Raw genomic sequence first — 12,501 nt, 5'->3', positions numbered from 1 at the left:
ACACTCATACTGGTTTTGTAAATTTTGCGGAGTAATAATTGACAAAAAATCAACCAAATCATGCCATTACTATCTTAATCGCAGATGATGATGAAGACATTCGATTTGCACTGACAATGCTACTCAACGACAAAGGATTCAAAACGCTTGAAGCTAAGAATGCGAAAGAAGTAATTACGCAGGTAAGTCGACAGCAACCTGACATGGTGTTGTTAGATATGAATTTTAGTCGCGATACGACCAGTGGGCAGGAAGGTTTAGATATTTTAGGTCAACTAATGCCATACGAAATTCCTGTCGTATTAATGACTGCATGGGGAAGTGTCGAACTCGCCGTTGAAGGGCTAAAACAAGGTGCTGTGGACTTCATCGAAAAACCTTGGCATAAAGACAAATTACTTAAAACCATAGAACAGCAACTGTCGCTTAAGAAGACCTCAAATGAAAATCAAGGCCTTCGGCAACTGTTAGGCTCCACACAAACCGCCAATGGTGATGATTGGATCGCGTTATCGCCTGCGATGCAAGCAATAGAGTCGCTTATCCAGCAGATAGCCCCAACAGACGCTAACATTCTTATTCTAGGCGAGAATGGCACAGGTAAATCACAACTCGCTGCTCGTATCCATCAACTATCGCTGCGCAACTCTTGCCCATTTATCGCAGTAAATATGGCAGCAATTCCTGAGAATCTGTTCGAAAGCGAGTTATTTGGGCATCAAAAAGGCGCGTTTACTGACGCAAAGCAACATCGCGTAGGACGTTTTCAACTTGCAGATAAAGGCACGTTGTTCTTCGACGAGATCGGCACATTACCAAGTTCATTACAACCTAAGCTACTGCGTGTACTTGAGTCTAATGAATATGAAGTATTAGGCTCTAGCCAAACGACTACCTCTAATGTGCGCATTATAAGTGCCACAAATGCTGACTTGCCAACCATGGTACAAGAAGGCGTTTTTCGGCAAGATTTACTTTATCGTTTGAATACTTTAGTGATCACTATGCCACCGCTGAGTGAAAGGCTAGCGGATATTCCTGCACTCGCTCAGTTATTTATCAGGAAATTTTCAACTAAGTACTTCAAACAAGCAAAGTCATTATCGGAAGGCGCGATAGCGGCGTTAAAACAACATCTATGGCCAGGGAATGTGAGAGAGTTAAGTCACGTAATCGAACGCGCAGTCTTAATGTCGACTAATGTAACCATCGAGGCGACAGATTTGCTCATTGATACTCTCTTAAGTAAGTCTACTGAAATATCCTTGCAACCTTTAGAGCAAGCTGAACGATTGCTTATTGAAAAAGCGATGAAAACAACGTCAGGACAAGTGGTTGAAGCCGCTAAATTACTGGATATTTCGCGAAACGCCTTGTATCGAAGACTGGAAAAATATGACATTAAATTTGAGTAATTAGTCATGAGCCATGAGCACTGGTTAGCGACAGGTCTAGCCATCGTTGTGATAGTGATATTAAGTCTCTTGACAGCTTTAGGTTTAAGTTGGGGTTGGTCGTGGTTGGCAATAAGTACCCTGCTGTTTTTTATCAGTTACCCGTTAATTTGGGGAGCTTGGCGTTGTTACCACTTTTGGTGTCAGTCACTCATGCAACTCGCCACTTATACGCAAATTTTGCGCGAAGGAGAAAGCAATTTACGCATAAAGCGGCAACACCCAAATAACCTATTGCTAGCATTGCAACAAGACATTCAATTACTGGCCTGCAAAAATATTGAATCTACTACAAAGGTTCGCCAATTGGACACCTTGTTGCCACAAATTTTGGATAGTTGGCCCAATCCTGTTTGCCTTTTTGACAAAGATCTCCGACTTACCTATAGAAATGCAGCACTCATCGAACAACTGAAACTCCCATTACTGATGGGCACGCACGCAACTTCGTTAGGGTTTAATATAGAAGATACAACACTGACACATCCGTTGTTCGGCGAAAAATGGCAGGTACAATGTATTCAATATCAGGAAAATGATCACTGCCTCTGGTTTTTTTCTGCGACTAACGTTGCCAACGCGTTGCACCATAACAAGGTAGACACACAACAAAGCCTCATTCGCGTATTAGGGCATGAAATCCGAAATTCCCTCACGCCTATGTCCTCTTTGGCAGATACCCTCTTATGTCAGGAAACCTTAGCAGAGGAGCATGTAAGAACCGTACTGGAACGCATAAAACGGCGAAGTGATAGACTATTAGCTTTTATCAGTGACTACAGCCAGCTCTCTAAGTTGCCAGCACCTAAGTATCAATGGTTTGATATCGAGAAACTTATCGTAGAGCTAAGCGAAATGCTCCAACTACCGAATACCAACATCACCTATGCAGGGCCAATAAATGCTTATGGTGATAGAGATCAAATAACACATGTTCTTATCAATGTACTAAAGAATGCGGCAGAAGGATCAGATAAGGCGCTTTGCGAAGTTTCAATTCAGTTATCGTTTGAGGACCAACTCCAAACGATTCGTGTCACTGACAATGGGCCTGGCTTTGCTAATTTAGACAATGTGTTGACCCCTTTCTATACGACAAAAGCCAACGGGTCAGGTATTGGACTGCCACTTTGTGCAGAGATAGCAAATAACCATAGTGGAGAATTAACTGTGGCCAATTGCCAGCCACATGGCGCGGCTATCACGTTAGCTTGGCCAATAATGACAACTTAGCAACATTATTCTGCGAAAACATCCATCTCGTCACTGATCTGTTTTCGCATTTCCATAAGCTTTACCGCTGAAGCGTGTTGCTTCTTATCTTGTTCTGTAACAGGCTGCCAGCTAGGAATGCTAACTTTATGTCCAGCTTCATCAACCGCCACCATAATTACAATACAATGCGTAGTCTTACGGCGATTAAGGCTTTTGGGGTCACAAGCGTTAACTTCTAACGCAATGTGCATCGACGAATTTCCCGTGTAAATCACTTTAGCTTCAACTTCGACTAAACTCCCCACTAAAATAGGCGAGACAAATTTGATACCGCCAGCATAGGCGGTAACGCAGTATCGCCCACTCCAACCAGCCGCACAGGCGTACGCAGCCAGATCAATCCATTTCATTACGGCACCACCATGCACTTTTCCACCAAAATTAACATCCTGAGGCTCAGCTAAAAATCTAAGAGTAATATCTCTTTGTGGATTATTCATTTTTACGACCTCTAGTGATTTGGCAGGTATTAAACCAATCTGCACAATACATATTTGTTACTTTAAGCGTATGATAAAAAATAAATAATTCAATTGAATAGAGTGATTTTCCGTTGGCCAGTCCTTTATCTCCAAAAGAAATGCTAGTAATACGAAGACGCTATATGTGTCACTAGCAACAGTTTCAAGATAAACTAGCGGTAATTTTAATGAAGTAGAAAGGTTAACAATGAAAATTTGGGTTGATGCCGATGCATGTCCTGTCGCAATTAAGGAAATTATCTTTCGTGCAGCAGAACGCACCCAAACTGAAACAACACTAATTGCCAATCACGCAATGCGAATTCCGCCTTCAAAGTTTATCCGCTTTGTTCAAGTAAGCAGTGGCTTTGATGTGGCAGACAATGAAATAGTGAAGCGATGTGAGCAAGGTGATCTTGTCATTACAGGTGATATCCCGTTAGCTTCTGAGGTTATCGACAAACAATGTATTGCCTTGAATCCTCGCGGCGAGTTATATACCACACACAATATAAAGTCCCGCCTAAATATGCGAGACTTTATGGATACCTTGCGTGCCAGTGGCATTGAAACAGGTGGTAGTGCACCAATGAATCAAGCTGATAAACAAGCTTTTGCCAATAATTTAGACAAGTGGCTTGCTAAACGTTAGTTTGACGGCCATCGTTTTTTTGGTGGCTTTTTCTTATTAGCCTTATGAGGTTGCTCATCGCCTTGTTTGGTCTTTGGCTTTGTATCACGTCTTTGGTGAGGTTTGTTTGACCGCTTGGTGCTGTGCGAATTTTGTTTACTTTTGGTAGGCTGATTCTCAGATGCTCCTTGAGTACCTTCTGCCTGACTATCAGTTTTTGGTTTTTTCGGCTTCTTAGGTTTCTTCGCTTTTAACGGTTTAATCGTTCGACTTTCAGGTAATTCGTTAACTGGTGTAAAACCAGGTTCTTGTTTACGAACAATATGTTGTTGAATCACATATTCTATGTCTTGTAGTTCTTTAATTTCGTCAGCGCACACCAAAGATATAGCATGTCCCGCGGTTCCGGCTCTGCCAGTGCGACCGATACGATGTACATAATCTTCTGGAACATTTGGCAGCTCAAAATTCACTACTTGTGGAAGTTGATCTATATCGAGACCACGAGCAGCAATATCAGTCGCTACCAATGCTCTTATTTCTCCCGCTTTAAATGCAGCTAATGCTTTTGTTCGTGCACCCTGACTCTTATTACCATGAATTGCCATCGCTGATATTTCAGCCGCTTCCAAAGTTCGGGTCAATCGATTAGCGCCGTGTTTGGTGCGACAAAAAATAAGCACTTGTTGCCAGTCATTCTCTTGAATAAGGTACGTAAGAAGACGTGGCTTCTGCTTTTTGTCTACTGGTATTAAGGATTGCTCGATAAGTTTAGTTGTGGAGTTCTCAGGAGTTACGGAAACTTCTGACGGCTGATGCATTAATCCTTTAGCCAATGTCTTAATATCAGGAGAAAACGTCGCTGAAAACATCAAATTCTGTCTTTGTTTTGGCAGCAACTGAATGATTTTCTTTAGATCTCTAATAAAGCCCATGTCTAGCATGCGGTCGGCTTCATCTAGAACCAATATCTCTACCTGTGAGAATTTCACTGAATTTTTTTCGTAAAGATCAAGCAGACGTCCTGGAGTAGCCACTAATATATCAACACCCGACCTAAGCTTCATCATTTGAGGATTAATTTTGACACCGCCATAAACTACAAGCGATGACAATGGCGTGTATTCACCATATGTAGCTACACTATCACCCACCTGCGCGGCTAGCTCTCTAGTCGGCGTAAGTACAAGAGCTCTGATATGATTGGCTTTTGCTCGCTGACCCTTACTTAGCATATCGAGTATTGGCAAAGTAAAGCCTGCTGTTTTCCCTGTGCCAGTTTGTGCGGCAGCCATCACATCCTTACCAGCCAATATTTTTGGAATCGCTTGTTCTTGAATTGGTGAAGGCGTTTGATATCCCTGCTTTTCAATTGCCTGTAGGATGTGAGTTGATAAACCCAACGTGTTAAAACTCATAATCAATTCTCTTAGGTAGACCGGATATCTTCTTGCGGGGCGGCAAGCCTACATTATAACCTAAGAGAGCGCAATCATTGTCAGTAAGTATACTGTTTATTTGATTCACTTAAACAAAGGGGGAAACCTTTCAATAGTTTCAGCACCATGCGGGTCACCATGTTTAGTCTGCGTTAACGTACATGAGCGGCGACCAATACCGAACGTTACAGTCTCTGGCACTAAGTAGTTATGTCAAAAACTAACAAACGCTGAAAATTTTTGATGTATTCTTTTGTTAACCTAAACTTACTGATCTACTAACAAAACTAGACAAATTGCCGATTTTCCGTTAAAAGCTTAATAGGTAAGGGGTTTAGAGGGATTTCATGGCGCATATTGATTACGGAAGTAAGCGGTTCCTGATTATTGACCATATTAAACAATCAAGAGATACGCTCAAGATATTTGCCTATAGTTTGGGAGCGCAAGCTGTCGACACTAGTCACCACGCACCTGACATAATTACGTTATGCGAAACAAATACTTATGACGTTGTATTGCTCGGTTACGATTTAGGTGACGATCGCCGAAATGGTCAACAAATTCTCGAAGAAATGCGTGCAAAGCAATACATTAATCGACGCTGTATCGTGATAATGATCACCGCTGAGGTTTCTCAAGCGATGGTACTTGCCGCTTTAGAGCATAAGCCTGATGAGTATTTGACTAAGCCCTATACTTTAAGAGATTTAGGGACTCGCCTTTCAAGGTGCTTTGAGAAAAAAGCCGCTATGGCCAACATATATCAGGCACTCGATGAACAAGACGCAAATCGCGTATTATTCCTGTGTGACCAGATGATTAAGCAAAACTCACTGTACAAGAGTGAGTGTTTAGGCATCAAATCTCGCCAACACTTTGAACTCAAAGAGTATGAGCAGGCGAAGAAAATCTACCAAGCCTATTTGGGTTCGCCTAATTGTCAATGGGCAGCTATCGGTTTAGGCAAAGTTGCACTGGTCGAACAAAACTATGAGGCTGCCGAACATTATTTTCAGGCAATTATTGATGATAATCCATTCTATCTTTCGGCCTACGACTGGCTCGCTAAAACATATGAATTAACTAATCATCCAGATAAAGCTGAAGAGATATTAGAACAAGCATTATTAATCTCACCGTTATCTGTAAAAAGATTAAAGCACTATGCGCAACTGTGTTTAGAAAACAACAAATTCGATAAAGCGACTAAAGCACTATCAAAGACAAATGATCTGGCTTACCACTCTGTACACAAGAAACCCGACAATGCGATAAGGTTTGCTGAAGCGTTAATTGAGAATTCTCAAAACTTAAGTCTATCGCAAATTAGGCGACTGAATAATAAGGCGTTTGCTGTTCTTGCAGACATGGTTAAAGAATTTAATAGCAACGAGCTCAAGGTCGTTGCACAATTTCTAACGGCCAGATTACACGACAAAGCCAAGGAACATGGCATGGTTAAATCTGTATTAAAAGACGCCGATAAGCTTTTGAAACGATTTAAGGGGCAACTTAGTACCGAGAGTACCTTCACCATAGCTAGAGCATTAATAGCCCTAAATAGAAAGCCTCAGGCAACCGAGTTATTAAATGAGCTAGCCCAAGCGAACCCTGACAACATGGAAATACTATCAGAAGTAGTTGCATTGTCGGAGCGCCCAATCAGTGAAAAAGATAAGTTAGCAGCGCAGTCCGCATTAGAGGTTGGCATAAAACTATATAAAGCGAATCATTATGCGCTCGCTATAGATAAACTAAATCAAGCACTTTACCACTTCCCAAACCACATAGGTGTCAAACTTAATCTGTTACAAGCGCTTCTCGTCTCATATGAATGTGACCCTCAGCGTAAAGTAGATTTTAACCAAGCGAAAGTGCTGATCAAACAATTTAAGAATATTTCACCTAATAGCGAATCTTATAAGCGCTTTGTTAAACTTAGGAACAAATTTGAAGAGTTAGCGACTTTTCATAGTTAAAACCATTAATTGAAATTGTTAATAGTCCGCTAGTATCCCCTATCTGAATCACTAAAGCATATAACCGCTACGATGTTACCGTCTATCTTTACACTTGCAAGAAAGCACCTAGAGATTCTTAGATGCTCATCGATTTGACAATACATTGTTTCACGGCTAACCCAATTTCTTTGGCTGCTTGGCGTGTTATTGAAGCTGTGTGAGTGATAAATTTTTGAAAGAATAAGACTCCTTCTGGATATAGTTTCTGGCAGGGCCGTTACGGCCCTTCTTGTAGCAACTTTATCTAAAACGTATAGCTCGCCATGACTCCGAGATCGACACCGTCATTTACATTAATGTTGGTCTGAAGATTCCCGAAGGTTGCGTAGTTCCCGCCTAACGTGATTCGCCAACTCCAATTGTGTGCCAGGTTATGTTCATAACCAATGCCGTAGCGAAGAAAAGACTGCCCATCTGTTTGGTTAAGGGTGCCGTTAGCCGTATTGATAGTCAGCTCAAATCTTCTGTCTGTCAGGTTAGCATAAACTAGAAAAGCACTGCTTTTTTGTACGTTGAGATAACGTGAAAGTTGCACACCGAGTGAATAGTGACTGGTATTCTCATAATGTATCGCGATGTTTTGTTGTTGACGAAAAAGGGGGTCTGTAGCATGCCCATAAACCCCCTCAATGCCCAAAAACCAATTTCGATTGATGGGCATTTTCCAGCCCAATAATAACTCCTTTACGAGTACGGACTCTTGTTGCAACACGTCGATGCCATCTAATAGAGCGCCACTAAAGTAATTTTGTGAGCTAAGGCCTACACCAGCATAAAAACCTTGGTTGGAAAGGAGGTTTTCCTCTTTAGATTGTGCAGGGAGTGCCAGGCATAAAAGCGCAGTAAAAAAAAGATTTAAAATTCGTAGTGAAATACTTTTCATAAGTGTGATTCCTGAAGTGAGTGAACATAGCAGGCGGATTACCCCCCTAAGGACTGAGTAGTTAGCGCCAGTTTTGCTGTTTGAAAGTTGGTTTTTTACTGGTTAAGAACGTTGGTCAAAGTCCGTAAAAGTCTTTTGCACCTTGCAACAGGCTGAGCATATGATTATTGGTTTCAAACCCTCCATTGGTAAGGACAACTACCTGAAAGTCGTTTTGCATGTCTATGTACATAATGCTCTGAAAACCTCCGTACCCTCCGCGATGTTGAAAAATCGCGTTGGCTGGATCAATCGCTTGCCAACCCAATCCATAGTCGCCTACCTCGGGGATGGTTGAATGCTTTTGGGTCATCAGTTGCAAGGTTTCCTGACGGACAATGCGATTGTTGAGCAATGCAGTTATAAACTTGTCCATGTCATGCAGAGAGCTTACCTGTCCTGAGCTGCCATTAGATACGGCGTTAATCCCCATCACCGTTGAAGTTTTCGCAAAACTTAGTGCGTCATCCTGTTGCAACGGAAAGTAACCATCAATCACGTAACTTTTTGACATTCCAAGCGGTGAAAAGAAATTGACATGCATATAGTCTTTAAAGCTGATCCCACTCACCCTGGCAATGATTTCAGCAATGAGTAAGTAGCCGCTATTGCTATACTGCGCCTGGCTTCCTGGCTCAAATTCCAACTCGGCCTCGACTGCAAACAATGAGATAATTTGCGTATTAGTGAGGTCATTCAAAAGCCTGCGTTGGTTCTCATCCAAATCGTTAAAATAATCGGGTATGCCTGATTGATGGGTTAACAGTTGTTTTATGGTGACCTGACTAAAACGCAATGCTAATTCCGGGAAGTACTGGATAAGTTTATCTTCCAGGGAGATAAATCCCTGTTCGTACAGCTGCATCAGGGCTAATGCCGTAAAGGGTTTAGCCACAGAGGCTAATCTAAACCCTGTATCAGAACGAATCGTTTCACTTGTATTAAGGTTGGCCATGCCTTTGCTTTGCTGATACACAATGGCACCGTCTTTTTTTACCATTACGGCTAAGCCTGGCGTATTGTCAGATTGATAGGTAGCCAAATAATTATTTAGGGTTTGTTCTAAACTGGTTGCTACGGGAATGATCAAAGGAGGAGCTGAATGATTGTTACCACTTCCCCTACAAGCAACAACTAAACAAGTGGATAATAAAGCAATGATTAAGTTTCTCACGACAACATCTCTATTTAAATTAAGCGTCTTGACGGGGCACTAAAAGCACAGCCCAATCGTTGTCATGAATTATGGCTCTTTAGGCCCTGAGCGCCTGAGAATAAATGGATTTTAACTTGATTTTTAGCTGAGCTGACTAGAACAAACATCATAACACCCTGAATAATAAGACATTTTAAAAACAGGTCAATTATTCACTTGATACAGCCATAGATCAGTTTGTATTTCATCAACAGTGGTGTAATACAAGGTGTCTGTCGGTTTGTGGAAAGAAAGCGTCGGATAATCGTATGCCAGGAAGCGTTCGAAGCTGGCCAGTTTTCGTTTTTCGCCCGTGTGCCGATTGATTTGTACTAATTGGTTTTCAGTCCATTTCTCAGCGGCTTCATAACGATAGAAGAAGTCTTCAGTGATAAACCAAGAATAAGGAAATACATCCCAGGTCAATAATGAGGTTGTGGTTTCTTTAAAAGTGGATAAATTGATTTTTTGAACGCAATTACAGATATTATCTGAATAGTAAAGTGCGTTTTCGCCAGCAACTTTCATCGGATTATAAATGTCTTTTGTTAGCACTATCTGTGAGCCTTGTTGATTGGTATCGCCCACTTTTAACGACCAGGCGTTGCCTTGCCTTGCTGACCATATCAACTCACTATTTTGCTTATGCCAGAGTCCAAACCGGGTTGTTTCATCGCCTGTTTTTATAGGCATGACTCTGCGATCATGAATGTTTACTGAATACAAGGTGCTGCTTATTTCATCTATGCGGGTGAAAATTATTTCATCCGAATCTGAATCCCACTGAGGGTGATAAATCAACCCACCGGCAAAGTCTGTTAATTGCTGTTCACTACCATTGTGTAAGTTTTTCAACCACAGTTCTCGGGCACCGGAACGTTCAGAAACATAGGCAAGATGCGAACCGTTAGGGGCAATGCTGGGGAAATAGTCCTTCGCCGTAGTTTTGACTACTAAGGTAGGTTGCGCCAACTCATTGTTATCCTCTACTACTTTTGTAGTAAGTTTTAACGACCAGATATTGGAATCCCTTTTCGCTTCGGTAACTATAATATCGCCGTTATGCCAGTTGACATCAATATCTTCTACCGAGCCACTGTGAAGCAATTGACTGACATCTTCATTTACATTTCTGAGCCATATTCCAGTATTTGTACTTCCTGAAGAGATAAAAACGAAAGCGTCAGATTGGGCAAGCCAAGAAAACCCAAAAATGAAGTCATGTTGATGGACCAGCTTTTCGCGTTTGCCCGTTGTAAGTTCCACCATTTGCAGGCTTTCGCTTCCTGCCACCACACTGCCTTCTATGAATAAGAGCTTCTTACCGTCAGGAGAAAAACGTGGGTGGCCTGTCCCCGAATCCTGCTCAAGAGCTTTTATAAATTGGAGTGTTTCGCCTTCCGGGAAGCTAAATAGTTCCACCATGCGGCGATTACTATTTAAGTCAAGGTGATCCGTTGCTAATGTTTTGCCGTCTACAGACCAGTCTAGAGACCGCCAATTGCCTTTAAAACAAGGTTTAAGTTCATGTTCAACGCGCGTTTCCAGATTGAGCACCATGATTCGGCACTGTTTTAAAGGTGAGCGAATAAAAGCAATGTACTTTGAGTCAGGCGAAAACACCGGAGAAATTTCACTTTGAGCTGTGTGGGTAAGACGGGTAGTGGTTTGTTGACTGACATTTTTTAAAAATATATCCGTGTTCCCATCCTGGCCGATGGATTTATATACCAATAATCGGCCATCTTTAGAAAATCTAGGATCCCCATCAATACCATCAGAAGCAGTCATAGGCAGGCGTTTAAATCCAGCGTTGTAGTGTTCTGAAATTGTCTCTGTTTTTGATGTGTACCAGATAGCCAAAAGTGCGAAGCACGCTGCCAGAAGTGAAAATCCAATAATTGGAAAGACGTTCTTTTTGTGGTTTTCAGACGTAGTTGCCTGTGGTTGAACTATCAGTCTGTAACCAACTTTTTTTACAGTTTCAACAAATTGTGGTTTCTGGTGCGAATCGCCCAAGGCCTGACGTAAATCAGATATCACCCGTGACAGAGCTTCGTCTGACACCACCACATCTCCCCAGACTTCATTAAATAATTGTTCTCGACTAACGGTTTCCGGCGCATGTCGGGCAAGGACGATTAATGTTTGCATCACTTTAGGTGCAATGGTGTTGATCGTTTGCCCATTGGCCAACTGATTGCGCTGGGAAAATACTTTAATGCTCTTAAGCTGGAAGTTATGTGGTAACGGCATGTTGGCTGAGCGTGTGTCCTATCCAATAGCGGTTGTTTAAAAACCGCAAATAAGCTAATGGACTTTTATAACATAAAGCTGATGTAGTCAAGGTTGGTAAATGGCTGTGGTTTGATTGTTTATAACGGTCTGCTGATCTACACCCTCCCCGATTTGAAATTCTAAAGCAGCAGCACTTCAACGTTTTCTGGTGCTGCGGGCACTAGTTTGAGCTTCGAAATTTTTTCAGAACTCACTCCGTTTAGAGTGTTGGTGTCAGCCTACTGAGATGTTACGACCGTTAGAATGTGCTATTTACCGGACGTTTACTTTCGAAGCACCATAACGCAAACAGCATGCACATTGTGCGGGATCTAACGTACATGGAAGTACTAATGTCGATGATGTTCATGTTCCTACATGGATATAAGACATTAGAGTAACGCATGGAGCAGTTACCGAGATGAACGTAGTCCATCGACGTACTGAATGGGAAGTTGAACGATTTCCTACTCTCCCATGGGAACTCCCACACTATCATGACATGCAAGGATCCATTAATGCCGTGTAGACAAGGATGTCTAGTAGCGAACGGCGCTATTGCATTTCCCCTTCGATACGTCGTGCCTCCTACTCAGGCCGAACGGAAAGGTAGTGTTAGAGACTTCAAAATATTTTAAAAGCCAAAACGCAAAACGCCCGCACACTTTGCGGGCTCTGACGTACATGGAAGTACTAATACCAATCCTCTTTGAAATATGATCTAATTAGCATCAGCAAAAAATAACAAATCGTGATTTATGACTCAATTGACTTCTGACGCTTTGCTCAAGCTCTCTAAAAGAGAAAAGAACCCGCACAAACG

9 protein-coding genes are annotated in these 12,501 nt (G+C 42.0%); 4 read left to right on the top strand and 5 right to left on the bottom strand.

Annotated features, from left to right (window positions below):
* Nucleotides 1-38 precede the first annotated feature (38 nt).
* Entirely contained in the window at nucleotides 39-1,415 is a 1,377-nt protein-coding gene (locus ACSLUK_RS18230) for a sigma-54-dependent transcriptional regulator (protein ID WP_448550225.1), read from the top strand.
* A gap of 6 nt (nucleotides 1,416-1,421) precedes the next feature.
* Nucleotides 1,422-2,687, top strand: a complete 1,266-nt coding sequence (locus ACSLUK_RS18225) for a sensor histidine kinase (protein WP_448550224.1) — start codon at nucleotides 1,422-1,424, stop codon at nucleotides 2,685-2,687.
* 5 nt (nucleotides 2,688-2,692) lie between these two features.
* On the opposite strand, the gene ACSLUK_RS18220 is transcribed toward ACSLUK_RS18225, so the two are convergent.
* Nucleotides 2,693-3,169, bottom strand: coding sequence for an acyl-CoA thioesterase (locus ACSLUK_RS18220; RefSeq protein WP_448550223.1), 477 nt, complete (start codon nucleotides 3,167-3,169; stop codon nucleotides 2,693-2,695).
* A gap of 229 nt (nucleotides 3,170-3,398) precedes the next feature.
* Here ACSLUK_RS18220 and ACSLUK_RS18215 point away from each other — a divergent pair, with 229 nt between their 5' ends.
* Nucleotides 3,399-3,842, top strand: a complete 444-nt coding sequence (locus tag ACSLUK_RS18215; RefSeq protein WP_448550222.1) for a YaiI/YqxD family protein — start codon at nucleotides 3,399-3,401, stop codon at nucleotides 3,840-3,842.
* Here ACSLUK_RS18215 and ACSLUK_RS18210 read toward each other — a convergent pair.
* The gene (locus tag ACSLUK_RS18210; protein WP_448550221.1) at nucleotides 3,839-5,239 is read right to left on the bottom strand and encodes a DEAD/DEAH box helicase; all 1,401 of its coding nucleotides are present in this window, start codon (nucleotides 5,237-5,239) and stop codon (nucleotides 3,839-3,841) included. The two genes, ACSLUK_RS18215 and ACSLUK_RS18210, sit on opposite strands and share 4 nt — an antisense overlap.
* A gap of 368 nt (nucleotides 5,240-5,607) precedes the next feature.
* Between ACSLUK_RS18210 and ACSLUK_RS18205 the strand changes: the two genes are divergently transcribed.
* Entirely contained in the window at nucleotides 5,608-7,242 is a 1,635-nt protein-coding gene (locus ACSLUK_RS18205; RefSeq protein WP_448550220.1) for a response regulator, read from the top strand.
* 286 nt (nucleotides 7,243-7,528) lie between these two features.
* On the opposite strand, the gene ACSLUK_RS18200 is transcribed toward ACSLUK_RS18205, so the two are convergent.
* The 3 genes from ACSLUK_RS18200 to ACSLUK_RS18190 all read right to left on the bottom strand — a co-directional run bounded on the left by ACSLUK_RS18200 (nucleotide 7,529) and on the right by ACSLUK_RS18190 (nucleotide 11,657).
* Nucleotides 7,529-8,167, bottom strand: coding sequence for an outer membrane beta-barrel protein (locus tag ACSLUK_RS18200; protein WP_448550219.1), 639 nt, complete (start codon nucleotides 8,165-8,167; stop codon nucleotides 7,529-7,531).
* A gap of 115 nt (nucleotides 8,168-8,282) precedes the next feature.
* The gene (locus ACSLUK_RS18195; RefSeq protein WP_448550218.1) at nucleotides 8,283-9,380 is read right to left on the bottom strand and encodes a serine hydrolase domain-containing protein; all 1,098 of its coding nucleotides are present in this window, start codon (nucleotides 9,378-9,380) and stop codon (nucleotides 8,283-8,285) included.
* 186 nt (nucleotides 9,381-9,566) lie between these two features.
* Nucleotides 9,567-11,657, bottom strand: a complete 2,091-nt coding sequence (locus ACSLUK_RS18190; RefSeq protein ID WP_448550217.1) for a winged helix-turn-helix domain-containing protein — start codon at nucleotides 11,655-11,657, stop codon at nucleotides 9,567-9,569.
* Nucleotides 11,658-12,501: the final 844 nt, after the last annotated feature.

The sequence above is a fragment of the Thalassotalea fusca genome (genome assembly GCF_053485835.1).
Note: the sequence above shows the minus strand (reverse complement) of the source record. Positions and strands in the feature narration are given on the sequence as shown.